Annotated in this window: 20 protein-coding genes and 2 tRNA genes; 11 read left to right on the forward strand and 11 right to left on the reverse strand. The window is 71.6% G+C overall.

The window, feature by feature from the left end; translation table 11 throughout:
- Positions 1–173 precede the first annotated feature (173 nt).
- Positions 174–923 (forward strand): dienelactone hydrolase family protein, encoded by a 750-nt coding sequence (locus ADK54_RS22630; protein ID WP_053727529.1) that lies wholly within the window; start codon positions 174–176, stop codon positions 921–923.
- 63 nt (positions 924–986) lie between these two features.
- Here the strand turns inward: ADK54_RS22630 and ADK54_RS22635 are convergent, their stop codons facing one another.
- The 4 genes from ADK54_RS22635 to ADK54_RS46170 all read right to left on the reverse strand — a co-directional run bounded on the left by ADK54_RS22635 (position 987) and on the right by ADK54_RS46170 (position 2,664).
- On the reverse strand, positions 987–1,751 hold the full coding sequence (locus ADK54_RS22635; protein ID WP_053727504.1) for an alpha/beta hydrolase: 765 nt from the start codon (positions 1,749–1,751) through the stop codon (positions 987–989).
- Between the two features lie 214 nt (positions 1,752–1,965).
- Positions 1,966–2,166 (reverse strand): hypothetical protein, encoded by a 201-nt coding sequence (locus ADK54_RS22640; protein ID WP_053727505.1) that lies wholly within the window; start codon positions 2,164–2,166, stop codon positions 1,966–1,968.
- Positions 2,167–2,443: 277 nt separating this feature from the next.
- Positions 2,444–2,535, reverse strand: a tRNA-Gly gene (locus tag ADK54_RS46165).
- A gap of 35 nt (positions 2,536–2,570) precedes the next feature.
- Positions 2,571–2,664, reverse strand: a tRNA-OTHER gene (locus ADK54_RS46170).
- A 336-nt stretch (positions 2,665–3,000) separates the two neighbouring features.
- Here ADK54_RS46170 and ADK54_RS22645 point away from each other — a divergent pair.
- Complete coding sequence (locus ADK54_RS22645; RefSeq protein WP_063802036.1) at positions 3,001–4,251, forward strand: acyltransferase family protein; 1,251 nt, start codon at positions 3,001–3,003, stop codon at positions 4,249–4,251.
- A gap of 22 nt (positions 4,252–4,273) precedes the next feature.
- Here the strand turns inward: ADK54_RS22645 and ADK54_RS22650 are convergent, their stop codons facing one another.
- Both ADK54_RS22650 and ADK54_RS22655 read right to left on the reverse strand, forming a co-directional pair.
- Positions 4,274–4,996 carry a ScbR family autoregulator-binding transcription factor gene (locus ADK54_RS22650; protein WP_053727506.1) on the reverse strand — a complete coding sequence of 241 codons (723 nt, stop codon included), beginning with the start codon at positions 4,994–4,996 and terminating at the stop codon, positions 4,274–4,276.
- Positions 4,997–5,246: 250 nt separating this feature from the next.
- Positions 5,247–5,939 (reverse strand): ScbR family autoregulator-binding transcription factor, encoded by a 693-nt coding sequence (locus ADK54_RS22655; protein ID WP_053727507.1) that lies wholly within the window; start codon positions 5,937–5,939, stop codon positions 5,247–5,249.
- A gap of 161 nt (positions 5,940–6,100) precedes the next feature.
- Here ADK54_RS22655 and ADK54_RS22660 point away from each other — a divergent pair, with 161 nt between their 5' ends.
- Together ADK54_RS22660 and ADK54_RS22665 are read left to right on the forward strand one after the other, a co-directional pair.
- Positions 6,101–7,048, forward strand: coding sequence for a ScbA/BarX family gamma-butyrolactone biosynthesis protein (locus tag ADK54_RS22660; RefSeq protein ID WP_053727508.1), 948 nt, complete (start codon positions 6,101–6,103; stop codon positions 7,046–7,048).
- A 306-nt stretch (positions 7,049–7,354) separates the two neighbouring features.
- Positions 7,355–8,584, forward strand: a complete 1,230-nt coding sequence (locus ADK54_RS22665; RefSeq protein WP_053727509.1) for a hypothetical protein — start codon at positions 7,355–7,357, stop codon at positions 8,582–8,584.
- A 2-nt stretch (positions 8,585–8,586) separates the two neighbouring features.
- Here the strand turns inward: ADK54_RS22665 and ADK54_RS22670 are convergent, their stop codons facing one another.
- Positions 8,587–9,354, reverse strand: coding sequence for an SDR family NAD(P)-dependent oxidoreductase (locus tag ADK54_RS22670; protein ID WP_053727530.1), 768 nt, complete (start codon positions 9,352–9,354; stop codon positions 8,587–8,589).
- Between the two features lie 83 nt (positions 9,355–9,437).
- Here ADK54_RS22670 and ADK54_RS22675 point away from each other — a divergent pair, with 83 nt between their 5' ends.
- A complete protein-coding gene (locus ADK54_RS22675) occupies positions 9,438–10,373 on the forward strand; it encodes an NAD-dependent epimerase/dehydratase family protein (protein ID WP_053727510.1) in 936 nt (311 codons plus the stop codon).
- Here the strand turns inward: ADK54_RS22675 and ADK54_RS22680 are convergent.
- From ADK54_RS22680 to ADK54_RS22695, 4 genes are all read right to left on the reverse strand, one after another.
- The gene (locus ADK54_RS22680) at positions 10,360–11,196 is read right to left on the reverse strand and encodes a helix-turn-helix domain-containing protein (RefSeq protein ID WP_234392163.1); all 837 of its coding nucleotides are present in this window, start codon (positions 11,194–11,196) and stop codon (positions 10,360–10,362) included. The two genes, ADK54_RS22675 and ADK54_RS22680, sit on opposite strands and share 14 nt — an antisense overlap.
- Positions 11,197–11,456: 260 nt before the next feature.
- The gene (locus tag ADK54_RS22685; RefSeq protein ID WP_053727512.1) at positions 11,457–12,653 is read right to left on the reverse strand and encodes a cytochrome P450; all 1,197 of its coding nucleotides are present in this window, start codon (positions 12,651–12,653) and stop codon (positions 11,457–11,459) included.
- A gap of 50 nt (positions 12,654–12,703) precedes the next feature.
- A complete protein-coding gene (locus tag ADK54_RS22690) occupies positions 12,704–14,164 on the reverse strand; it encodes an MFS transporter (RefSeq protein WP_053727513.1) in 1,461 nt (486 codons plus the stop codon).
- 272 nt (positions 14,165–14,436) lie between these two features.
- On the reverse strand, positions 14,437–14,844 hold the full coding sequence (locus ADK54_RS22695; RefSeq protein ID WP_053727514.1) for a nuclear transport factor 2 family protein: 408 nt from the start codon (positions 14,842–14,844) through the stop codon (positions 14,437–14,439).
- Positions 14,845–15,303: 459 nt separating this feature from the next.
- On the opposite strand from ADK54_RS22695, the gene ADK54_RS22700 reads away from it, so the two are divergent.
- The 6 genes from ADK54_RS22700 to ADK54_RS22725 all read left to right on the forward strand — a co-directional run.
- Positions 15,304–15,594 (forward strand): acyl carrier protein, encoded by a 291-nt coding sequence (locus ADK54_RS22700; RefSeq protein WP_267887031.1) that lies wholly within the window; start codon positions 15,304–15,306, stop codon positions 15,592–15,594.
- Positions 15,584–21,424: a type I polyketide synthase gene (locus ADK54_RS22705; RefSeq protein WP_053727516.1), complete on the forward strand. Its 5,841-nt coding sequence runs from the start codon at positions 15,584–15,586 to the stop codon at positions 21,422–21,424. Before ADK54_RS22700 ends, ADK54_RS22705 begins: the two co-directional genes overlap by 11 nt.
- 37 nt (positions 21,425–21,461) lie before the next feature.
- The gene (locus ADK54_RS22710) at positions 21,462–23,126 is read left to right on the forward strand and encodes a long-chain-fatty-acid--CoA ligase (protein ID WP_078966549.1); all 1,665 of its coding nucleotides are present in this window, start codon (positions 21,462–21,464) and stop codon (positions 23,124–23,126) included.
- On the forward strand, positions 23,123–23,914 hold the full coding sequence (locus ADK54_RS22715) for a thioesterase II family protein (protein ID WP_053727517.1): 792 nt from the start codon (positions 23,123–23,125) through the stop codon (positions 23,912–23,914). Before ADK54_RS22710 ends, ADK54_RS22715 begins: the two co-directional genes overlap by 4 nt.
- A 274-nt stretch (positions 23,915–24,188) precedes the next feature.
- Positions 24,189–25,166, forward strand: a complete 978-nt coding sequence (locus ADK54_RS22720) for an LLM class flavin-dependent oxidoreductase (RefSeq protein ID WP_053727518.1) — start codon at positions 24,189–24,191, stop codon at positions 25,164–25,166.
- Positions 25,167–25,241: 75 nt separating this feature from the next.
- Positions 25,242–25,448 (forward strand): carboxyl transferase domain-containing protein (locus tag ADK54_RS22725; protein ID WP_053727519.1); only part of this gene is annotated, 207 nt, incomplete at its 3' end.

The raw sequence follows: 25,448 nt of genomic DNA on the forward strand, positions 1-25,448 counted from the left end.
AGAAGAGAGTGCGCGGGGCGGGTTTCAGTGGGGCTTTACCGCGGTTTCAGCGGGCTTCAGGCCGGGCGGGGGCTGCTCACTTGGTCCCCGAACTGTCAACTGGCTCAAAGTAGTTGGTCGTTGCACCGCTGCCGGTGATCTACTGGCGGCACTCCCAGGAAGGAAGATCCGCCATTCCCACCAAGACTCTGCAGATTCCCACCGCCGACGGCCGGGCCGACGCCTTCGCCGCCTTTCCCGAGCACGGCGAGCAGCACCCCGGCGTGCTGTTGTACATGGACGCCATCGGGCTGCGGCCCGTGCTGAAGGAGATGGCGTCCGAGCTGGCCGGGCACGGGTACTACGTGCTCGTGCCCAACCTCTTCTACCGGTACGGCACGGCCCCGGTGGTCGAGGTTCCCGAGTTCGTCGGGCAGGACAACCGGGCCGAGCTCTTCGGCCGGTTGATGCCCATGGTCCACGCGCTCACCCCGGAGCTCGCGCTGCGCGACGCCGAGGCCTACCTCGCCTTCCTCGCCGACCAGCCCGAGGTGAGCGCCGGGCCGGTCGGCGCGGTCGGCTACTGCATGGGCGGCGCGCTGGCGCTCCGTACCGCGGCGGCGTACCCCGAGCGGGTGGCCGCCGTCGCCGGGTTCCACCCGGGCGGCCTGGTCACCGACGCGCCCGACAGTCCGCACCGCCTCGCCCCCAAGCTCAGCGCCCAGGTCCATTTCGGGCTCGCCGAGCACGACCTGACGGCCGAGGGCATCGCCGAGCTCGACCGGGCGCTGGACGCCGCCGGTGTCGACTACGGCGTCGAGGTCTACCCCGGCACCCTGCACGGCTTCACCATGACCGACACGGCAGCCTTCGACCCCGCCGGGTTGCAGCGCCATTGGGACCGGCTGCTGCCGCTCCTCGCCCGCACGCTGGGCAACGGCTGAGGGTTCTCGTACGGTTGCCGGCGCCCGGCTGGTGGCTGGGCGCCGGCACCGCGTCAGGTCGGGTCAGCCCTGCGGCCCGGCCGCCCCGCCGAGGTGGCGTACGAAGAACCGGACCGCGCTGTCGGCCTCGAACCTGGGCAGTTCCTTGTGCCGTCCCGCGTTCGCGTGCAGCGTCTTGTCCTTCGAGGCGAACGCGTCGAACAGGGCGAGGCCCGCCTCGCGCGGGATGTGCTCGTCGTCCCACTGCAGCGCGAACTCGATCGGGATGCTGATCCGCTTCGCCGTCTCCACCAGCGTCTCCGGCCAGAACAGGCCGAACACCGCGGCGGTGATGCGGGGCTCGACCGCGGTCAGCGGGACGCCGATCGCGGTGCCCATGTTGAGGCCGAAGTAGCCGACCGGCCCGTCCGCGCCGATCTCCGGCAGCTCCTGGAGAGCGTCCAGGGTCGCCTGCCACTCCGGTACGGCGCGCTCGGCGAGGTGGGCGTTGTAGCGCCGGACGATCGGGCCGACGGGCTCGCCCGCCGCCATCGCCCGCTGCATCACGGCGATCTCGCGCTCGTCGTGCTCGGTGCGCGGGCGGCCGCCGTGGCCGGGTGCGTCGATGACGGCGACGTTGAACCCGCCGTTGGTCACGAGGCGCTCGGCCCGGCCCGCCATGGCCGGGGACTTGCGGTGGTTGCCGCCGCCGTGGCCCAGCAGCACGAGGGGCGCGCGCCCGGCGCCGGAGGCCGGCGACCAGAGGGCGCCGGTCAGCTCGCCCAGGGTGAAGTCTTGCTCGATGACACCGTTCGCCGATGTCTCCGCGGTGAAGTGCACAGAATTCATAGGTCTTGTCCTTCGGGAGTGCCTTGTTCGTCTCGGCGCTCCCGGCGACACCTACGTCAGTCGCCGACCGTAACGGGGAGGGGGAGCACCCATCGGGATACTGCGTTCATGGGGTCTCACCTCCTGGTACGTGGTCACGGCGCATCCGCACGCTAGCAGCGGGCCCGCGTCGCGCCCAACCGAATTCGGAGCCGGTTTCCGAACTCCGTCCGGATCAGATCGGCGGTGCGGAGGCTCCGGGCTCGGCCGCGTGGCAGGGGCAGGCGCACTTGAGGACTTCGAAGGCCACCGTGCCCGGCGCCTGCCGCAGTTCGAGCGGCCCGGGACAGTGCAGGTGCCCCGTCTCCCAGCGGAGGTTGCGGGCCTCGCGGCACTCGGGGGTCACGTACGTACTCAGGGTCTTGAGCTGGGTCACGGTTCGTCCCCATTCATCAGCGCGTCCGATCCGACCGTGGGCATGCCAAGCAACCGGATCGAGCCGCACAGCTCGTCGGGCCGGAGCATGGGCGCGGACCAACAGCTTGCCAGGAACTCGCCGGGCTCGATGTGCTCCACCCGGGGGACGCCGGCGCAGTGGCCGAGGAGAGGACCGGGAGCCCGCTTCCGGCCAGCCGCCACCGGTCGCGAGGAAAGAGAGCGACGGTGAGCGCCCCGCTTCGGCGCGAGGCGCTCACCGTCCAGCTGATTCACGGCGGAGAGGGCAGGATTCGAACCTGCGCAGACCCCAAAGGATCCGACCTCGGCAGAGCCACGGTCCCCGATCAACCACTCCGGGCACCTCTCCCAGTACACCGGCCCCAACCACCCGGACCGACCACGCGGAGAGGGCAGGATTCGAACCTGCGTGGACCCCCAAGGATCCGACTTCGAGCTTGCGCCCTGGTCCCCGATCAACCACTCCGGGCACCTCTCCCTGATCCCGGCTCCGGTCTCCCTCGCCGTTCACAACAACTACGATGCCAGACCCACCTGACCCATCCAACTGACACCCTGCCGGTCCGGCTCTAACCGCCTTTCGGCAAACGGAATCTGTTGGCGTGTCAAGCGTCAGGAACCGGTCAGGAGGCTGCTCTACCTTCGGCCAGATGAAGCATCGTGAGAGGGAACTCCTCGTCATCAAGGCCGATCAGGCCACGGGTCATCCCGCCGGGCTGTCCGAACGCCCCGCCGGAGCCGCAACTGCCGCGCACACCCTCGTCGCCCGGGCCGCGGACGGCCGCAGACGTACCCCACAGGTGAGAAGGGCATCATGACTCCTGGCGTTTCAGTCGCCCCGCCCGCCGCCGGGCAGGGTGTCCACTCCCGGTTGCCGTCCCTCACCGGGATGCGCTTCCTCGCGGCGCTGCTGGTCTTCCTGTTCCACAGCAGCCGTACCGACCCGCCCCTGAGCCTGTTCCGCGGCTCCACCGCCCACTGGTACTCGACGGTCTTCTCGCAGGCCGGCTGGGTCGGCGTCTCGTTCTTCTTCCTCCTCAGCGGATTCGTCCTGACGTGGGTGGCGAACCCATCGGACACGCCCCGCCTGTTCTGGCGGCGCAGGATCGCCAAGCTCTACCCCAACCACGTCGTCATGTTCGCCGTGACCATGGCCCTGCTGACGACGGCGGCGACCTGGCGGCAGTGGCTGCCCAACCTGTTCCTCGTGCAGACCTGGTTCCCCACGGCCCACCTGGACACGGTGTTCAGCATCGACCAGCCGAGCTGGTCACTCTCCTGCGAGATCGTGTTCTATCTCTGCTTCCCGCTGCTGTACCGCCGCCTGGTCAAGATCGCGCCGGACCGGCTGTGGGCGTGGGCGGGCATCGTGGTCGCGGCCGTGTTCGCCGTGGCCGCCGTCGCCCAACTCGCCCTGCCCAGCAGCCCGATGACGCCCTCCCCGGGAGGTCCCCGCTTCCTGGCGTCGCAGTGGCAGGTGTGGGTCGTCTACGCACTTCCGCCCGTACGCCTGCTGGAATTCGTCCTGGGCATGCTCATGGCCCGCATCGTGCAGAGCGGACGCTGGATCCGGCTGCCCCTGCTGCCCGCGGGCCTGCTGACCATCGGCGCGTACGCCGCCGCGAGCAGGGCGTCCTGGTCCTTCGCCGCCGTCGCCGTGTGCCTGGTCCCGCTCGCTCTGCTGATCGCCTCGGCCGCGGTGGCCGATCTGCGCGGCAGGCGCTCCCCGTTCCGCGGGCCGGTCGCACTCTGGCTGGGCGAAGTGTCGTTCGCCTTCTACCTGGTGCACGGCCCGGTGCTCGGCTATCTGCGCGGCAAGATCGGTTTCGGTGTCACCTTCGGCCCGTTGGCCGGCTCCGCCGTCCTGCTGTTCGCGCTCGCCGTCAGCGTGCTCCTCGCCTGGCATCTGCACACGGCGGTGGAGACCCCGATGATGCGGCGGTGGAGCAAACCCTCCACCGGCGCCCGTACGCCGCCGGCTCCCGGGCTGCTCGTCGGCGCCCCGGACGCCCTGGTGTTCTCCGGAACCCCGCGGAACGCGGCTGTTCCCCGTACCGAGAGCTGACACCCCGACAGCTGACATACCGTCAAAAAGACCCGGCCGCCAGAGCCTTGTGGCGGCCGGGCCGATGCGCTGCTGCGGCCAGGTCCAGCCGCCTCAGGGGGGTGGACCAGCGCGGCTCGCAGGTGTCCACTTCGGCGCCGGCCGGGTTGAGGCGGTGCCGGATGTCCTCGGCGGCGAGGCTGGCGAGCAGCATCTGCCAGATGCCCGTCATCCGGTAGGGCGACAGCCAGCCGGGGCTGCGGCGGCCCAGCATCTCGATGCCCGCCGTCGCGGAGACGACCACCGTCACGGCGTTGTGCGGGGCCACGCCCCCGGCGAGCGTGCCCTCGCGCTCGGCGTCGTCGAGCAGCCGCTGGACGCACTGTTCCCACTCGGCGCGCAGATCGGCCTCCTCGCAGCCGTACGACGTGTCGCCGTTCAGCCGGAGCCCGGCCCGTACGACGACGTCGTTGCGCAGCTTCACCATGAAGGCGTGCGAGGTGTCGATGAGGACCTGCAGGGCGGGCCTGGCTCCTCTGCTGCGGGTCGCGTCCATGAGGGAGCGGAGGTCGGCCGCGGCCTGCCGCTCCACCGCGGCGGCCAGGGCCTCCTTGTTCTCGAAGTGGAAGTGCAGGGCGCCGACGCTCACATGGGCCTGCTGGCTGATGGCGGCGAGCCGGGCGGCGATGTAACCCTTTTCGTCGAAGACCTCGGCGGCCGCCAGGATGAGGTCGCTCCGCGTGCGTACCGCCCGCTCCTGCTTCATCTGGGACAACTCCCCGCCTTGGTGGTCGGCTGTCGGGGCGGCGCCCCGGGTACATAGAAAACCGACAGCGATGTCTAGTTAAGAGGGCTCAAGTCAGCGTTGTCAACGGCAATGGTGGTTGCCTTGAGGGCATGACCGGGTGGTCAAATCGGGCTGTAGCGGATGCAAATGACCCCGGTCCGCGACTCCACCTGGCCGTTTCGGGGGAGGTGGAGGCGCACCTGGTCGAGAAAACGTACACAAGTAAATGTTACCGATGGGTGGGGGCGGGCAATTCGCCCTCGCCCTCCAGGGGTTCGGCCTCCGACTGGAGGGACATCTGCTCCCAGAGCCGGGCACCTCGCCCCGCGGACGCGTCGAGCCGGCCGAGGACGGACGGGGTGGCGAAGCTGGGCAGGAGGTAGTGCAGCAGGGCCGCGGTGCGGTGCTCCAAGTCACTGCGCCCGGACAGGACTTCGGACAGCGCCTGCAGTCCGGAGAAGGCGCCGACGAGCAGTTCCGCCACCTCGGCGACGTCGGTGTGGGGGAAGACCTCACCGCGGTCCTGCGCCTCGCGCAGCAGCTGGTGGTTGTGGTCGATCCACTGCCGGAAGGGCTTGTCCCGCTCCAGGTTGAGCCCGGCACTCTCCACGGACAGCCTTATGCTGCCCTGCAGCATCGAGTCGACGCTCAGCCGGTGCGCGAAGACCAGGCCCGCGTCCACCAGTTCCTGCAGCTTGAGCTGCTGCGGAAGCACCGCCACCGCACCCACCTGTTCGGCGAGCACCGCGTTGGCCACGGCCTCCTTGTCGTCGAAGTGGAAGTAGAACGCCCCGCGCGTCAGCCCCGCCCGGGAGATCACCTCGTTGATGGTGGTGCCCTCGAACCCGCGCTCCGCGAAGACCGCGCCAGCCGCCCTCAGGATCGTCCTGCGTGTTCTGACTCCACGTTCCCGTGTCGCCATGCGATCTCCTGCCTTTCCCTGCTCGTGCCCGCCCGCGCCGGATGCGGGATGCATCTACCAGCGACTGCGGTGTTCTCATTGCAACCATACAGTCATGCACGTATGTTACGGACTCGAAGGCAGGCCTTGGCCGCCGCCTTCTGTCCTACCTAGGGGGAGTCATGACTCAGCGCACGTTCCTTCAGAACAGAACGCACGTCCCTGGAACCAAGAGCTCAACCGGGCAGCCCCGCAGGATTCCGCATCAGCGGCGTCCCACCGTCGACCCGGCACTCGTCCACCGTCCCGTCGCCCACGACGTCCTGCCCACGGCCTGGCGGCAGGTCGCCGACTCCCGCTTCCAGGTGGACGTGCGCTGGCCCGAGGAGCCCCGGCTGTTCCGGCCGGACGACGGGCTGCACTCGCCGCTGATCATCGCCGAGACGATGCGGCAGTCCGCCATCCTGCTCACCCACACCGCGTTCGGCGTCCCGCTGGACCACCGCTTCGTACTGCAGGACCTGCGCTACACGGTGGGCCGGGACTTCCTGCCGGTCAACGGCCCGACGAACGACGTGGCCGTCGAGGTGGCCTGCTCCGCCATCCGCGGCGGCCGGCGGCCCACCGCCATGCACTGCCGGGTCACGCTGCGCCGCGGCACGGCGCGGGCCGAGGGCGAAGGGGAGCTCGGCATCACCTCCCCCGCGGCCTACCGCCGCATCCGCGGCGAACGCGCCACCGCCGAACTGCCGCACCAGCCCCGGCCGGTGGCGCCGGGGACCGTCCGCTGCGCCACGGCGGAGCAGGTGCTGCTCGCGCCCCCGGCGGCCGAAAACCGCTGGCAACTGCGCGTCGATCCGCACCATCCCGACCTGACCAACGACCACTTCCCCGGCATCCTGCTGATGGAGGCGTGCCGTCAGGCCGCCTGCGCGGCGACTGCCTCTGAGGCGTTTCATCCGCTCGTGTTCTCCGTCCGGTTTCTGCGCTATGCCGAGTTCTCCACGCCGTGCTGGGTCGAGGCACGGCCTCAGCAGGGCTCCTCGGACGTACTGGTGACGTGCCATCAGGACGGTGAGCCCGTCTTCCTCGCCCACATGGCGATGGAGGAGGATCCGGCCGGGCGCTAGCGCCGCCCCGCCTCCCGTGTGAAGCCCCGCCCGCCGGCCGCCACGTGCGTGGCCCGGGTCCCGGGCGCCGGCTTCGCAGTTGTCCGCCGCATCGCGGGGCCGCCCTCGACGAGGGGGCGGCCCCGCCGTGGCCGCGCCCGGACCGGTGTGCCGGACGCCCCGGCCGCATGCCCGGATACGGCTGCGGCGCTGACTGAACATGTAAGTCCTCCACGGGACTTCGTGCTGCCTCCAGGCCCTGAGCGACGTCTTCGTACGGCACCGGCCTGGAGGGGGATCCACTTCTTCGGAGGAGTCTCTCCCATCATGAACGACCCTGCCGCCCATCTTCAGCCAGCGGCCCCCGGGCCACATGACCTGGCCGAAACCCCCTGCGCGCGGCAGCCGGCTCCCGTTCCGGTACCGGATGCCGGGCGCCACTGGGTCGACCGCACCGACTCCCGCCGACTGCGCCGGGCCTCCGACTTCCTGGACGCGGTGCGCTGGGCGGTGTCGGCCGCCCTGCACCCGCGCGCGAACGCCGCGACCGTGCGGGTGGCCGAGGACCTGGCGGGCAGGCTGAACTCCGCCGGGCAGGTCGCCTACGGCCGCGACCGCGTGGCCGCCCGGCTCGGCATGTGCCCGCGCTCGGTGGCGTACCACGTCCGGTACCTGCGTGAACTCGGGCTCCTGGTATGGGCGGTGCGCGGTTCGAGGGCCAATGCGCGCCGTGCGCGGGGCCTGCCCGGCTATGCCGCTACAGCGACGCTCTACGCCGCCTGTGCGCCGCCGCAGTGGGATGCGGCCATGGGCCGACGGGTGGCCGGGACCGGCTACTGGAAGCGCGTGTGCGGGGTGACCGCGCACGGCAGGCGGCGTGCCGTGCGGGAGGCCGCCCGCCGTTGCTCCCCTTCTTTCACTCGCTCCCCCCTGAGTGGGAAAGCCGAGGTAGGAAGAGGAAGGAACTACACAACCGGTCCCGCGACAGCCACCGCTGGGCGGCGTCGCCGCGCGCCGTCCGCCGGTACGCGGCGCGAGCCGGCGCGGGTCGCGGCCGATGTGGCCCTGGCGGCGAGGATCCGGCCCCGCGTCGCATGGACGCAGGGCACCCAACTGCGGCGCCTGGCCCATGCGTTGCGCCCGCTGGTCGACGCGGGCCTGGACGCCGAGGAGATCGTCTGCGAACTGACCGCCTGGTGGGTGGCGCCGCGCCCGCGGGACGCGGCCGCCTTCATCCGGGCGCGGCTGGCCCGTCGGCCGCCGCCCGCACTCGGCGGGACGGCCCTGTGCCCGGCCGGCCCGGATGCTCCGGAGCCGGTACCGCCGAACGCCGAATTCCGGGCCGCCGTCGCGCGGTTGACGCGCCGTCGCGAGGAGGACGAGGTGCCGGGCTGCCTCCGGGACGACCCCGGCGCGCTCGCCGCCTGGCAGGCGGCCCGCATCCGGGAACAAATCCTCGCCTCGCTCGCGGGAGCCGAGCAGGCCTCGCGCGAGCGCCGCTTCGGCGGCCCCGAGGGCCACTCGCTCGGCGAGTGGCTGGAGCGTACGGGGTGCTGATCTCAGCGGGCGGTCCAGCCCCCGTCTACGGGGACGACGGCGCCGGTCAGGAACGAGGCGCGCTCGCTGCACAGCCAGGCCGCGGCTTCGGCGATCTCCTCGGGATCCGCGATCCGGGGCAGCAGGGCCCGTTGCAGCAGCCCGGTCTCCGCTTCGGGGTGCAGCTCCAGCCACTGGGTGATCATCTCGCTGCGGGTGGTGCCGGGCGCGATCGCGTTGACCCGGATGCCGTGCCCCGCGTACTCGGCGGCGGCGGCCTTGGTCAGCCCGTTCACCGCGTGCTTGGAGGCGATGTACGGGGCGGCGGTCGGGGTGGCGACGGTGCCCGCGGTGCTGCTGGTGTTCACGATGGCTCCGCCGTGCTCCAGCATGGCGGCGACCTCGTGGCGCAGGCAGTGCCACACGCCGCGCACGTTGGTGTCCATCAGGGTGTCGTAGGCCTGGGCGGGCATCAGGTGCAGCGGGGTGTGCGGCAGCGCGGCGCCGGCGTTGTTGAAGGCCGCGTCCAGCGTCCCGAAGCGGTCCAGGGTCTCCTGGACGGCCCGCTCCACCCCGCGCTCGCACGTCACGTCGGTGACCGTGTAGGCCGCCTGGAACCCGGCGTTGCGCAACTGCTTGGCCAGGGCGGCGAGTTCCTCCTCGCGCCGGGCAGCCAGCATGACCCGGGCACCCTCCCGGGCGAACACCCGGGCCGCGGCCGCGCCGATGCCGCTGCTCGCGCCGGTGATCAGCGCGGCCCTGCCGGTGAGCAGCCCTTCACGTTCCGTCATGATCGCCACGCTACCCACGGCCCGCGCCACGAGTCCTACCTCGTGGAAAACGTTGACCGGATCCCACCTCGAAAGGCAACGCGATGATTCTCGTCACGGGCAGCACCGGATTCCTGGGCACCTCGGTGGCCGGACGGCTGTGTCCCCTGGCCGCCCGGGGCCGGGGCCCCGCGGTCCGGCTGATGGTGCACGAACGGGAGGTGACGGACCATCAGGGCAGGGGGGTGGAGACCGTGCGGGGCGATCTGTCCGATCCGGCGTCGCTGCGCGGCACGTGCGACGGCGTCGACACGGTGCTGCACATCGCCGCCGCCGTGGGAAAGGACGAGGAGACCTGCCGCGCGGTCAACGAGGAGGGCACCCGGGCGCTGCTCGCCGAGGCGCGCCGCGCGGGCGTGCGGCACGTCCTGCAGATGGGCACCTCGGCGGTGTACGGGGACGGCCCGCACGCCGGCCCGGCCGAGGGCGAGGTGGCGCCCGGGCCGACCTCGGCGACCAGCGTTTCGCGGCTCGCCGGGGAGAAGCTGGTGCTCGCGGCGGGCGGCACGGTGGTGCGGCCCTACCTCGTGTACGGCAGGGGCGACACCTGGGTCGTACCGGCGGTCGTCCAGCTCCTGCGGCACTTTCCGTACTGGGTGGACGAGGGGCGGCCGCGGCTCTCCCTGGTGGCCGCCGACGACCTGGCCGCGGCGGTCGCGGCCCTCGCGGTGCGGCCGCAGCGCCTGCCGGCGGGCCGGGTCCTGCACGGCTGCCATCCCGAGCCCGTGCGCGTACGGGACCTGGTCGCCGAGGTAGCCGGCGGACTCGGCCTCCAACTGCCCGAGCGCTCCTTGTCGTTGGAGGAGGCCACGGCCAGGATCGGGGCGGCGGGCGGGCGGCCGCTGCGGATGCTGTCCGCGGATCACTGGTTCACCAGCTCGCGCCTGTGGCAGCTGTCGGGCTGCCCGGCGGGTCCCGGCCTGCCCGCGCGGTTCGCTCAGTACCTGCCCTGGTACCGCTCGGTGCTCACTGCCCGGTAGCCACGCCCTCGGCGGCGGCCTTCCAGTCGGTGGTGCGCAGCACTTCGGCGGTCTCGGCGTCGGCCGGGAAGAACGACTCGATGGCGAGCTCGGCGACCGTGATGTCCAGCGGCGTGCCGAAGGTGGCCATGGTGCTGAAGAAGGCGAGCTCGCGGCCCTGGTGGCGCAGCCTCAGCGGGACGGCGATCTCGCCGGGGCCGGGCAGCTCGACCTTCGGCTCGGGCTGGTCGCAGGGGTAGCCGCTCAACTCGTCGTACAGCTTGATGAGATCGGGGTCGGCGGTCATCGTGACCTGTTGGCGCAGCCGGCTCATCAGGTGGCCGCGCCACTCGCCGAGGTTGGCGATGCGCGGGGCCATGCCCTCGGGGTGCAGGCTGACCCGCAGCAGGTTGACCGGCTCCTCCAGCAGCTCCGGGTGCACGCCCTGGCCGAACAGCCAGGCCGGGTCGTTGGCGTCGACCCGGTTCCAGTACCGGTCCAGGACGACCGCCGGGTACGGCTCGTGGGCGGCAAGGACCTGGCGCACCATGTCGCGGACTGCGGACATGTGCGGGGCCTCCAGACTGGTCTCGTGGTAGACGGGGGCGTAGCCGGCGGCGAGCAGCAGCGGGTTGCGTTCGCGCAGTTCGAGGCCGAGGGCTTCGGCCAGGCGCAGGACGGCGTCCCGGCTGGGCACCGAGCGGCCGTTCTCGATGAAGCTCAGGTGCCGCGGGGAGATCTCGGCCAGCGTGGCCAGTTCCATCTGGCTGAGCAGACGGTGCTTGCGCCACTGCCGCAGCAGATCCCCGAGGGACTGCGAAAGCCGCGGGTCCGTTGTCGTCACGGTCACTGGTCCTCACCTCGTTCTCGGGCGGGCGATGCTTCGGTCCGCCTGGCGTCATTCTCCGTCACCACGCCTTGTTCGACGGTGTGTTCACGGAGTCCGGGCGGGTGCGCGGCGGCGGGCCGGCCCCGGTGGACGTGTTCCCCCGCGCGGCGGGCCGATGGGGAAGGCCCTGCTGCCGGCCGGGGGAAGAACGGCAGCAGGGCGGTGTGCGGGGGTGCGGCTCGCGGCGGTCGGCCGGCCGCGCCCGGTCGGGGGTGTCACCAGGTGACGGGCAGGGCGTTGAGACCGTAGACGACGGTGTCGTGGCGGAAGGAGAGGTCCTCGAAGTCGACTCCCAGACGCAGGTCCGGGAAGCGGCGGAAGAGGGCGGGCAGGGCCACTTCCATCTCCATCTTGGCGAGCGCCGCGCCCGGGCAGTAGTGGGCGCCGTGCCCGAAGGCCAGGTGCTGGCGGGCGTCGCGGTCGGGCTGGAAGACGGCCGGGTCGGGGAAGACGCTGTCGTCGTGGTTGGCGGCGGATATCGCGAAGACCACGCCCTGGCCGGGGCAGACCGGGACCCCGCCGAGTTCGGTCTCCTTGACGGCGACCCGTACCTGGTTGTCCTGGGGGATCGACCAGTACCTCAGGAGCTCGTCGATCACCTTGTCAAGGCGTGCGGGGTCGGCCAGCATCTTCTCGACTTCGTGCGGGTGCTGGATCAACGTGAGGATGCTGAGGGTGAGTTGGCTGACCGTGGTCTCGTGACCGGCCACCAGGACGAGGAAGACCATGGCGACCAGGTCGGCGTGGTCGAGTTCGCCGGTGGCCCAGTACTGGCGCACCAGGCGGCCGATCAGGTCGTCGCAGGGGTCGGCCTCCTTGGTGCGGATCAGCTCGTCCAGGTAGCCGGTCAGCAGGCCGAGCGCCTCGGCTCCGGCGTCGCTGCCCACGTCGCACGTGGTGAGGGCGAGGGTCTGCTTCTGGAACACGTCGGCGTCGCCTTCGGGGACGCCGAGGATGCGGGCGATGGTGAGGGCCGGGATGGGGAAGGCGAAGGCGGGCAGCAGGTCCACCGGGTGCGGCTGGGCCGCCACCTCGTCGAGGAGGCCCTCGACGAGTTCGGTGACCATCGGCCGGTAGGCCTTGACGGCCGACTTGCCGAGCTCGGGCATCACCATGCGGCGCAGCCGGGTGTGTTCGGGGGCGTCCATGCGCATGAAGGACTGGATGCGCGGGACGGGCGGGATCGGGAGGCGCTGGGGGAAGCCGGGCCGGGTGTTGTCGACGCTGAGGGCCGGGTTCATCATGGCCTCGCGTACGTCCTTGTGGCGGCTCACGATCCAGGCCAGGGTGCCGTCGTCGAGGCGTACCTGCTGGGGCGCCTCCTCACGGAGTTCGGCGTACTGGTCGGGCGGCAGCATCGGGCAGGACCGGGGCATCGGCCAGTTCGGGGCGACTGTCTCGGACGTGGTCATCGTGCCTCCTCACAGGGGGGCGGGGAAGACGGGTGGGGGGCGGGGGCCGGTCAGTTCTGGGGGGCCGGCTTGGGCAGGGCCTGCACCAGGAGGGCGACGACGACGGTGAAGGCGGCGAGGACGGCGACGCTCCATCCGAAGGCGTCCGCGTAGGCGCTGCGGGCGCCGTGGCCCAGTACTCCGAAGAACACCACGCCGATGGCCGCGACGCCGAGGGCGTTGCCGCCTTCCTGGGCGGTGGAGAGGACTCCGGCGGCAGCGGCGGCGTGGTCGGGCTTGACGCCGGCGAGCACGGTGGGGGTGACGGGGTTGGCGAACAGGGCCATGCCGATGCCGGCGACGCACAGGCCGGGCATCACCCAGGGCGAAGGTCCGGTGACACCGATGACGGAGGTGGCGGCGATCATCAGGCCGTACCCGGCGGCGACGACGAGGGCGCCGAGGGTGAGCACCTGCTTGCCCATGCGGGCGGCGATCCTGGGGGCGGCGAAGGCGGCCGGTACGTAGCCGATGCCGAGGGCGCCGAAGATCAGGCCGGAGTGCAGCGGGGAGACTCCGTGGCCGTCCTGGAGGTAGAGGGCGAGGACGAACATGAAGGAGGCCATCGCCGCGAAGAAGCCCAGGATGATCAGGATGCCGACGGAGAACGCCCGCTCCTTGAACAGGCTGAGCGAGATCAGCGGTGCGCGGTCGTTGCGCTCCAGGCGGTTCTGGCGCCAGGCGAAGGCGGCGAGCAGCGGTACGGAGGCCACCAGGACCACCCACGACCAGGCGGGCCAGCCCTGCTCACGGCCCTCGACCAGGGACAGGACGATGGCGAGCAGGCCGCAGGAGCCGAGGACCGCGCCGATCAGGTCGAGTCCGGTGCGGCCGGTGCCGTGCGACTCGGGGATGTACTTGCGCATCAGGAGCAGCGAGACGGCGCCGATGGGCACGTTGATGAGGAAGATGGTGCGCCAGCCGATTCCGGCGATGTCCAGGTAGATCAGTGCGCCGCCGATGAGCTGGCCGAAGGTGGCGCTCAGGCCCATGGACAGGGCGAAGGCGGTGAAGGCGCGGACGCGCTGGACGCCGGTGAAGGCGGTGTTCAGGATGGCGAGCATCTGCGGGGTCATCACGGCCGCGCCGATGCCCTGGACGACGCGGGCCACGATCAGCACTCCGGGGGTGGGCGCGAGGCCCGCGGCCAGGGATGCGAGCGTGAAGAACGCCATGCCGAGGGCGAACATGCGGCGCCTGCCGTAGAGGTCGCCGAGGCGTCCGGCGGTGACCATGCTGGCCGCGTAGGCGAGGTTGAACCCGGAGACGATGAACTCGATGGACGCGGAGCTGGCGTTGAGGTCCGAGCGCAGCGACGGGATGGCCACGTTGACCCCGAAGAAGTCCAGGCCGATCATGAACATGCCCGAGACCACGATGAGGATCCGGATCAGGGCGGTCTTGTCCATCCCCGGTTCGGCCGCCTCCTCCAACCCGGGTGAGGCTGAGCGGATGCTTTCGTCTACCGACATGGTTCGGTCTCCCGATCGAAGTGTTTTCAGTACTGCCTGCACGGGCTGTGAAGCTCGCAGGAAATCTCCGGGGCCATGCGCATTCCGGGGATTCCGCCTGTTCCGGCGCAGCTGAAATCGGCCCAGCCGTTCCGTCACGCGCGAGAAAGGTGCCGCCGGGGGCCGGCAGAGCCGAAAGCCGGTGCCTCGGCTGCTCTGCCGGCATACGTCGCGGATTCAATTCCCTCCGCGGATGGGGTGGCGGCGAAGAAGGTGAACTGCGGAATTCCTGTTCAGACGTCGAGACCGACGTGGACGAGCTCCTCCATGCCGGTGGGGGCCTTGTCGATGAACTGGTGGTCGTTGGCCATGAGGCCGTTCTCGTCGAGGATGACCACCTGGGTGCCGATCGCCTCGGGCTCGGTGGCGCCCGCGAACGTCATCTCCCAGGTGTAGCGGACCGCGTCCATGCTGATGTCCACCTTGGTGACCTTGAACGTGGCGCCCTTGGTGGCGACGAAGAGGTCGTACGCCTGCGTCACCGCGTCCTCGACGCCCTTGCGGCCGTGGAATTCGACGAACGGGTTCTTGTAGATCGCGTCTTCTGCCCACAGTTCCGCGATGACCTTGCGGCGAATTTCGGCGTCCGGCTCCGCCCAGCTTGCGACGTACTTCTCGACGGCCGCTTCGATTTCACTCATGGTGCTCTCCTCGTGCGAAAAGGGGGTGGGAGTTTCGGTGCGGCAGTGCGCTCGCCTGCCCCGACAACTCAAGGCTGTCAGCAAGGGTGCGGGCCGTCGATTACCTCAGGGGTAATAACTTCCCGCCGTACCGTGCGGCCGGATGCCCGGGGGGCCGAGCGGCCTGGTGCGGCGGGGACGTCCGTTCTTCCTGCCTCTACGAGGTTCGCAGCGGGAGGCGGCCACCGTCGATTACCTCAGGGGTAATAAACCCCGGCGCCCCCGGAACGATCTCTCCCGGGCGCGCGGCGAGGGCGGGGTCCGCCTCCGGCGAGGGTGTCAGCTGGGCACGGGTGTTCGCCAACTCGCCCGCGCGGCGCCCCGGTTCAGCGCAGTCGATCACATCAGCTCTGAATCAGCAGGGCGTCAGCACATGCTGTTTACCTTGGTGCGATGAATACGAGTCGGTACCTGCGAGAGATGAGCCGGCGAGAGCGCCGAGACGCCCTGGAAGACCTCGTTGTCGCATACATCAAAGAGATTCTCCTGATGGACGACCACGAGGAACTTCCCCTTGACCATGGCTACTTCGACATCGGCCTGACATCGCTCAGGCTCAACGACCTCAGGGCACACCTCGAAGAATTGCTCGACCTCGGCATCGACGCGACTGTGCTGTTCAGCCAGCCCACGGTCGAGCAACTCGTTTCCTATCTGGCCGACGCCCTGTCGAACCCGTCCACTGACGAAGAGGCGTGCAATGTCGCGTGACGAGACGACCGCCGAACAGCACGAGGCGGCGAAGAACGAGCCGATAGCCATCGTCGGCATAGGGCTGCGCCTGCCTGGTGGCGCGGAATCACCCGACGAGTTCGACGCGTTCCTGCGGGCCGGCAAGTCCGGAATCCGGACCATTCCCGAAGACCGCTGGGACGTCGAGGCATTTCGGCCCGAAGGACCGGACGACAAGGGAAAGATCACCACCACCAGTGGCGGATTCCTCGACCGGATCGACCTGTTCGACGCCCCGTTCTTCAACATCTCCCCCAAGGAGGCCCGCTACATAGATCCCCAGCAGCGGATCGTCCTGGAAACCGCCTGGCAGGCCCTGGAACAGGCCGGCATCGACCCGACGCCGCTGCGCCGCGGCACCGGCGGCGTCTACATGGGCGTCAGCTCCTTCGACTACGGCCTGCACATGGGCGCGCTGCCCTACGAGGAGCTGGACGGGCACCTCGCGGCCGGCAGCCCGATCTTCGCGATCGCCGGCCGGGTGTCGTACTTCCTGGGCTGGCGCGGCCCCAGCGTCTGTGTCGACAGCGCCTGCTCGTCGTCGCTGAGCGCGCTGCACCTGGCGGTGCAGGGGCTGCGCGCGGGCGAGTGCGAGATCGCGCTGTGCGGCGGCGTGAACGCCGTGCACCACCCCAGCTTCATGGTCATGTTCTCGCACGGCCAGATGCTCGCCTCCGACGGCAAGTGCAAGACCTTCGACGAGTCGGCGGACGGCTATTCGCGCGCCGAGGGCTGCGGCGTGCTGGTCCTCAAGCGTCTGTCCGACGCCCAGCGCGACGGCGACAACATCGTCGCCCTGATCCGCGGCACCGCGATCGGCCAGGACGGCGACAGCGCCGGGCTCACCGTGCCGCACGGCCCCGCCCAGGAACTCGTCATCGGCCAGGCCCTGGCCGCCGCCGGGCTCACCCCCGACCAGATCCAGTACGTGGAGGCGCACGGCACCGGCACCCCGCTGGGCGACCCCATCGAACTCGGCGCCATCAGCAACGTGTTCGCGAAGTCCCACACCCACGAGGAGCCGCTCGTCGTCGGCTCGGTGAAGACCAACATCGGGCACATGGAGCCGGCCTCCGGCATCGTCGGCGTGATCAAGACCGCGCTCCAGCTGCGCTCCAGCACCATCTACCCCCACCTGAACTTCACCGAGCCCTCCCGCCGCATCCCGTGGGCCACCTACCCGGTGACCGTGCCCACCGAGGTGCTGCCGTGGAAGGCCGAGACGCGGCGCGCCGTCGTCAACAGCTTCGGGTTCGCGGGCACCATCGCCGCGACCGTCCTCGAACAGGCCCCGGCGCCGGACACGGTGCCGCCCGCCCCCCAACCCGCCGCACCGGGCGGGGTGTTCACGCTGTCCGGCAAGAACACCGCCGGGCTGCGGCGGCAGGCCGAGAACTACCGGCACTTCCTCGACACCACGCCCGACCTGGACATCGCCCGCCTGTGCTACACCACCAACGTCGGCCGGGCCCACTTCGGCCACCGGCTCGCGGGCGCCGTCAACACCCCCGCCGACCTGGCCAAACTCCTCGACTCCGCGCTCGGCGACGAGCAGCCCGCCACACCCTCCGTCCGCAAGGTCGCCTTCCTGTTCGGCGGGCAGGGCACCCAGTACGCGGGCATGGGCGCAGCGCTCTACGAGCGGTACCCGGTCTTCCGCGACCTGGTGGACGAGTGCGACCGCCTCTTCGCGCCCCATCTGACCGCGTCCGTACGGGAGTTGATCCTCGGCACCGCCAAGGACGCGAGCCTCCTGGACCAGACCGGCTACACCCAGCCGGCCCTGTTCACCTTCGAGTACGCACTGGCCCGGCTGTGGATGTCGTGGGGCGTCCAGCCCAGCGTCCTGATGGGCCACAGCATCGGCGAGGTCGCCGCCGCCGCGGTCGCCGGGCTCTTCTCGCTGCCGGACGCCGTCACGCTGGTCGCCACCCGCGCACGCCTGATGCAGTCGGTGCGGACGGCCGGCGGGATGGCCGCGGTCGCGCTGGCGCAGGAGGAGGTCACGGCGCTGCTCGACGGCCGCCCGGGCCTCGCGCTCGCCGCGGTCAACGCGCCCGACCAGTGCGTGGTCTCGGGCGTGGCCGACGAGCTCGATGCGCTCTGCGCCGAGCTGCGCGAACGCGGGGTGAAGGTCGACGCGCTGGCCGTGTCGCACGCCTTCCACTCCCCCCTGATGGCCGAGGTGTTCGACGAGTTCCGGGCGGCGGTGGCCGGGCTCACCTTCCACCAGCCCGAGTTCCCCCTCATCTCCAACACCACCGGCACGCTCGGCAGGTTCAGTGAGCTCGGCACCCCCGACTACTGGGTGCGCCACATCGGCGAGCCGGTGCTCTTCCTGTCCGGCATCCGGGCCGTCGAACAGCGCGGCCGGCACGCCTTCGTCGAGATCGGCCCCTCGACCGCGCTCACCGCCCTGGCCAAGCGCTGCATCAGCGCGGAGGACCACCACTGGGTGCCCAGCGTCCGCAAGCGCGACCCGCGCGGCGACACCATGCTGCGCAGCCTCGCCTCGCTGTACACGGCCGGGGTCTCCGTGTCGTGGACGGGCGTCCACGCGGACCGGGCGCTGCCGAAGATGCAGTTGCCCACGTACGCCTTCGAACGCAAGCGGTACTGGCTGCCCGCCACCTCCCCGCGGACCCCCGCGGCCCAGGGCGCGAGCCGGCACCCGCTGCTCGGCCGGTCCGTGACCTCCTCCCAACTGGCGGACGGAATACGGGAGTTCACCGCCGAGTACACGGTCGGCCAGCCTGCGTTCCTGGCCGGGCACGACGGCCCGGACGGGCCGGTGCTGCCGACCGGAGCGTACGTCGAGATGCTGCTCGCCCTGCGGGACGCCGTGTACGGCGAGACCCGCGGCGCCCTGCTCGACGTGACGCTGCACGAGCCGCTGCCGCTGCCCGAGGAGACCGCCGTCGCGCTCCGCACCCGGCTGCTTCCCCAGGACGGGGGCGAGGCCCGCGTCGAGGTGGTCAGCGGTCCCGCCGGTCAGGAGTTGCTGCACGCCACCGCGCGCCTCGCCGCACCGGGCGAGCGCGCCGACGGACCGGACGCGACGCTGCTGGCGCTCGCCGAGGCACCCGGCGAGACCGAGGAACGTGTCGACGGCGAGGACATCTACACCGACTTCGCGTCCGTAGGGCGCCGCTACGGCGCGCGCTACCAGCTGCTCACCGAGGTGTCCCGTCACCAACAGGGCGTCCTGACAGCCGAGTTGACGAGCCGGGACGCCTCGGCGCTCGAACATCTGCCGGTCGAGGTCCTGGAGTGCGCCGTGCAGGCCGCGGTGGCCCTGGACGGCACGAGCCCGGCGTTCGCCCCGGCGCGGCTCGGCAGCGTACGGCTGTTCAGGAAGCCCCGCGGAGAGCGGCTGCGCGTGGTGGCGCGGCTCACCACGGCCTTCGCCGCCGACGAGCGGCACGCCGATGTCCTGCTGCTCGACGGCGACTCCCCCGTGGCCGAGCTGCGCGACGTGGTGCTGGCCCGTCCCGGGCGCCCCGACGAGCGGTCCTCGTTCCTGCACCGCCTCAGCTGGCTCCGGCACAGCGCGACCCCCCGGAGCGACCCGGCGGACCGGCACGTCCTGGTCCTCGGCGGCGAGCCCGACCGGCTCGCGGCCGCCGAGACCTCCGGGGTGCGGCTGACCCGCCTGGCCGGTACCGACGCGCTGCCCGACGCGCTCGCCGACCCCTCGGTGACCGACGTGTGCTGGTTCTGGCGGCCGGACGGGAGGCCGATGTCGGCCGCCGTGCTGCGCGCCGAAGCCGAGCGCAACTACCGCGACCTGCTGGCCGTCGTGACCGCGCTGACCGGCGCGGGACCGAACACGGCGCCGCGGCTGTGGCTGGTCACCGAGCGCGCGCAGTGGCTGCCGCAGGACCGTCCCGGCACCGGCGAGCAGCTGGCCGCGGCGACCCTGTGGGGCTTCGGGCACGTCCTGCTCAACGAATACCCGCGCTACCGCGCCACGTTGGTCGACCTGCCCGAGGGCGCCGACCTCGGAGTGCTGGCCGCGGAGTGGCGGGCGGCGGACACCGGCGACTTCCAGATCGCCCACCGGGACGGCCGGCGGTATGTGCGCCGGATCCTGGCCGGCGAGTCGACGCCCGCCTGGAGCGGCGGGTTCGAGGTGCGGGCACCGGAGTCCGGCGACGCAACCGGCCTCCGCCCGGTCGCGGCCGAGGACGTTCCTCCCGGCCCGGGCCAGGTCCAGCTCCTCGTGCACACCGCGGCCGTGCGGCCCGGCGAGGCGGACGCGGCCGACGCCGCGGACACCCCGGTGGCGCTCGGCTCCGGATGCAGCGGCACGGTCCTCGCGGTCGGCGACGGCGTCGTGGAGTTCGCCGCCGGCGACCGGGTCATCACCTGCCACCGGGGCACCCTGCGCCGGACGGTCACCGTCGCGGCCGCGGCCGTGGCCCCGGTCCCCGACGGCATGGACCTTGAAGCGGCCGCCGCCCTCCCGGTCACCTACGTCACCGATCACCGGGCCGCGAACGCGGACGACTCCGAGCAGTCCGCGGGCCGGGCGCTGCGCGACGTGGCCGCTTCCGTGGCCCGTGGCGACCTCCCGGCCGTGCACACCCTCGCCTTCGCCCTCGACGAGGCCGACGAAGCACTGGTGACGGACCGTCAGGAAGGCGCCGCACAGCCGGTGGTGACCCTGGCGCCCACCCCGGCCGCTTCCGATAGTCCGGCGGCCACTCCCGTCGTACGTCCCGACCGCACCTATCTGATCAGCGGCGGCCTCGGCGGCCTCGGCCTGGTCACCGCGACGAAGCTGGCCGACCTCGGCGCCCGGCACCTGGTGCTCGTCAGCCGGAGCGGGCGGCCCACGCCCGAGGCCGAGCCGGTCCTGGAAGCACTCGCGAAGCGCTGCGAGATCGTGCTCGCCCGGGCCGACCTGGGCGACGCCGCCGATGTCGACAGGCTCTTCGCCGAGATCCGGGGCGGCCGGGTCCCGCTGGGCGGCATCGTGCACGCGGCGGGCCGCGCGGGCAGCTCCCTGATCGGCAACCTGACCTGGGGGGCCATCGACGAACAGCTCCAGGCCCAGGCGTACGGCGGCTGGCTGCTGCACGAGGCCAGCCTGGACGTCCCCGATCTCGACTTCTTCGTCGTGCACTCCTCGATCGCCGCGGTCGTCGGCGGCTCGACGCAGGCGCACTACGCCGCGGCCTTCGCCTTCCTCGACGGCCTGGTCGCCTGGCGGACCCGGCAGGGGCTGCCCGCGCAGGCGACGAACTGGGGCATGTGGTCCCGGGTCGGCATGTCCGCCCGCCTCGACGAGAACCTGGCGCGCGAGCTGGAACGTACCGGCATGCGGTTCTTCTCCCCGGCCAGGGCGCTGCGCACGATGGAGCGCCTGCTGCCCGCGCCCGCGCCGCAGTACGTGGCCGGCGAGTGGGACTGGGACCGGTTCGTGTCCCTGAACCCGCTGGACAACGCGCTGTACGCGCGGCTGCTCGGCGGCCGGGACGCCGCCTCGGGGGACCAGCCGGCCGGGCGGCCCGCCGTCGACCTGAGCGCCCTGGTCGCCAAGCCGAAGCCGGAACGCGTGGCCGTGGTCGGCCAGGTGGTCCTGGCGAGCGTGGCGGCGGCGCTGCACGCGGAGGAAGAGGAGGAGATCGACCCGACCACGGAATTCGTGTCGCTGGGGCTCGACTCGCTGATGGCACTGGAACTCAAGACCAGTCTCGAATCGGTCTTCAAGGTCGCGCTGCCCGCATCCCTCGCCTTCGACTTCCCCTCCCCGCAGCTCCTCACGGAGTTCCTCGACGCGCAGCTCGTTCCGCAGACCGGCTGATCCGGCCGACCGCGACCTACCACCTTCGGAGGAGTACATGGACGAGGCCAGTCAGTGGACGTTGTTCGCATCGTCCGCCGCGCACGCCCGCGACCGCGCGGACCACCCGGCCGTCATCTGCCAGGGCCGCCGCACCAGTTACGCGCAGCTGCACCTGATGAGCAACCGTGCGGCGCACGCCCTGCGGGCGGCCGGGGTGGGACGCGGGAACCGGGTGGCCTGGCTCGGCCGGGAGTCGGAGTACTACTACACCGTCGTCCTCGCCTGCGCGAAGGCCGGTGCGGTGCTCGTGCCGGTCAACTGGCGGCTCACCCCCCGCGAGGCGGACCACATCCTGCGGGACTCCGGCGCCAAGGTCCTGTTCGTGGACGGGGAGTTCCTGCCGGTCGCCGAGCGGGTGCAGCCCACGCTGCCCGCGCTCGACACACTGGTGGAGATCGACCGTACCGGCGACGAGGACCCGGGCTCCGGGCTGCGGATGTGGTGGGCCACGGCGCCGGACGACGACCTGGATCCGGGGACCGGTCCCGGCGACGCGGTCGTGCAGATCTACACCAGTGGCACCACCGGCCTGCCCAAGGGAGCCGTGGTGCCGCACCGCAGCTTCTTCACGCTGCCCGCCGCGATGCGCGAGGCGGGCCTGGACTGGGTCGACTGGCTGCCCGACGACGTGAACCTGATCTCCCTGCCGGGCCTGGGCACCGCGGGCACGGCCTGGTTCTGGCAGGGCTTCAACGCCGGCCTCACCAACGTCGTCATGCGCATGTTCGTACCGCAGGACGCGGTACGCCTCATCGAGACGCTCGGCGTGACCACCACCTTCGCCGCGCCCGCCATGCTCCGGATGATGCTGGACGAACGCGGGGCGGGACCGGAGGCCTTCGCCTCGATGCGCAAGGTCTACTACGGCGGGGAGCCCATCTCCACGCAGCTGCTGACCCGCTGCCTGGAGGTGTTCCGCTGTCAGTTCACCCAGATCTACGGCAGCACGGAGACCGCCAGTGTGCCGGTGTGCCTGCCGCCCGAGGACCACGTCCCGGGCAGCCCGCTGCTCCGCTCGGCGGGCCGGGTGTGCCCCGGCGTCGAGCTGAAGATCGTCGACGACGAGGGCCGGCCGCTGCCCGCCGGGGAGATCGGACAGATCTGCATCCGCACCCCCTCCCGCATGCTCGGGTACTGGAACCGGCCCGACGCCAACGCCAAGACCCTGCGCGACGGCTGGCTGTTCATGGGCGACAACGGCTACCTCGACGCGGACGGCTACCTCTACGTCTGCGACCGGATCAACGACACGATCATCGTCGCCGGGCAGAACATCTACCCCGCCGAGATCGAGAAGGAGCTCGCCGAGCACCCCGCGGTCGCCGAGAGCGCGGTGGTCGGCATGGCCGACGCCCGCTGGGGCGAGGCGGTGCACGCCTGCGTCGTGCTCCGGCCGGGCGAGCAGGTGACCCCGCGCGAACTGATGCTCTTCCTGCGCGGCCGGGTCGCCGACTACAAGATTCCCTCCGCCTACCACTTCGTGGCGACGCTCGACCGCAATCCCGCCGGGAAGGTCCTGCGCCGCGTGGTCCGGGAGGGGCTGAACAACCGGCGGCCCGCGGCGCGAGCGGGCACCCGCGCGGCCGCACCCGGCACCGCGCCGGCCGAGAAGACCGATGTTGCCGAGAAAACCGATGTTATGGAAGGAACTCCACGATGAGCACCTCGATCGCCCAGAAGATGTCCAGGCAGGGCCAGTGGTTCCAGCCGGCCGAGGCCGATCCCGACGCCTCGATCCGCCTGCTGCTGTTCCCGCACGCGGGCAGCGGGGCCATCATCTACCGCGACTGGCCCGAACTGCTGCCGCGGGACATCGGCGCCCAGGCCCTGACCCTGCCGGGCCGTCAGGAGCGGCGCGGCGAGCAGGCCTTCACCGAGTGGGAGCCGCTGGTGGAGGGCCTGTACGAGGCGGTGCTCGCCACGAACGACAACCGGCCCTTCGCGTTCTACGGTCACTGCCTCGGCGCGCAGCTCGCCTACGAGCTGGCCGTGCGCATGGAGAAGGACGGCGTCCAGGGGCCGTTGATGGTGGGCATGTCCGGCTGGGCTCCCAAGGGCTTCTTCTGCCCGACCGAGGAGCACATCGAGATGCCCACGGACGAGCTGATCAGCTGGATCAAGCGGCTCGGATCGTTCCCCGCCGACATCTACGACAACCCCGAGATGCTCGCCATGGTCATCCCCGCGCTCCGCTCCGACCTGTCGGTGGCCGCGCAGCGCAAGGACCACGGCGCCCTGGTGCCGTGCCCGCTGGTGTCCTACGGCGGCAAGAACGACGGGCTGCAGGAGGAGGACGACGCGTTCCAGTCCTGGGTCCCGCGCAGCCCGCAGTACCTGGGGCACCGCGAGTACCCCGGCGGCCACTTCTTCATCGACAGCCACGCCGAGGCCATCACGCAGGACTTCTGCAGCCACCTGTACCGGCTGGCGGCGGCCGCGAAGAACTGACCTGACGCACCATCAAATCCCTTCGGCTCGGCCCGAAACCGGCCGCGCCGAAGGGAGCCCGCTCGCTTGGGGTGCTTACGGCGTAAGCGCTCTTGGGCATCGCGGCCGGGCCAGTGCTTACGGCGTAAGCACCCCAGCGTGATGCGGCCGAGCAAGTGCTTACCGCGTAAGCACCCAGGCACTCCGGCCGGGCGCAGGGCACCGCACCCGCCGCAGGAGCGTGGTCGTCCCGGCCCCGGCGTCCGACCGACCCGCACACCGAAGGAGCACCCCCATGCCCCCAACTCCCCGGCCGCACATCGGGGTTCTGCTGCCGACCCGGGAGCAGGCCATGCTCGGCGCGCTCGACGCGGGCGGCCTGATCGAGTTCGCCACCGAGGCCGAGCTGCTCGGCTTCGACTCCCTGTGGGTCGGCGACTCCCTGGTCGCCCGGCCCCGCCTGGACCCGCTGATCGTGCTGTCCGCCGTGGCCGCCGCCACCCACCGGATCGCACTCGGCACCGCGGCCCTCACCCCGGCCCTGCGCCACCCGCTGATCGGCGCGAACATGATCACCAGCCTCGACCACATGGCGGGCGGCCGGCTCAGCCTCGCCCTGGGGTCCGGCTTCCCCATCCCCGAGACCGAGCGGGAGTTCGCCGCCGTCGGCGCCTCCTACACCGGACGCGCCGGGCGCCTGGACGAGATCGTCGAGCTGTGGCGCCGCACGTGGCGCAGCGGCGAGCCCGGCGCCCCGAACGACTTCGAGGGCCGCTACCTCAGCGCCGAGGACCTGGACCGGCTGTGCCCGCCGGTGCGCGAGGACGGCCCGCCGCTGTGGCTGGCCGGCAGCGACACCCCGGCCGTGCTGCGCCGGGTGGCCGGAAAGTACGACGGCTGGATGCCGTTCCTGCCGTCCGTGCCCGCGTACGGCAGGGCCTGGCGGCAGATCGAGGAGCTCCGCGAGGAAGCGGGCAGGCCGCAGGGCGCGATCACTCCCGCGCTGTACGCCACCATCAACGTGAACCCGGACGAGACGGCGGCCAAGAACGAGCTGGAGCACTACGTCCAGGGCTACTACAAGAACACCCTGGCCGGCATGGCCGAGATCCAGGCGTACGGCTGGGGTTCCGCCGAGCGCTGCGCCGACTGGCTGGCCGGCTACGTCCGTTCCGGCGCGCGGCACATCATCATCCGGATCGGCTCGATGGCCCCCGAGAAACAGCTGAAGGAAGTCGCGGAGACCGTGCTTCCCGCCCTCCGCGGCGCCTGACCCCCAGTCCGGCGGGCGGCCCATTCCCCCGTGCCGCCCGCCTCTGCCGTACCGAACGAAGGGAAGCGCCCCACCATGACCACCACCGCGGACCCGTCCCTGACAGGGCGCGTCACCGAGCTTCTTGCGTTGCGTGCGGAGGCGTGTCGTGGGCCGAGCGAGCGGGCGACGCAGGCGCAGCACGCGAAGGGCAAGCTGACGGCGCGTGAGCGTATCGACCTGCTGCTCGATCCCGGTTCGTTTCACGAGGTGGAGCAGTTGCGTCGGCATCGTGCGGTGGGT

The organism is Streptomyces sp. WM6378 (assembly GCF_001279695.1).
In the GTDB taxonomy this organism is placed as follows: Bacteria; Actinomycetota; Actinomycetes; order Streptomycetales; family Streptomycetaceae; genus Streptomyces.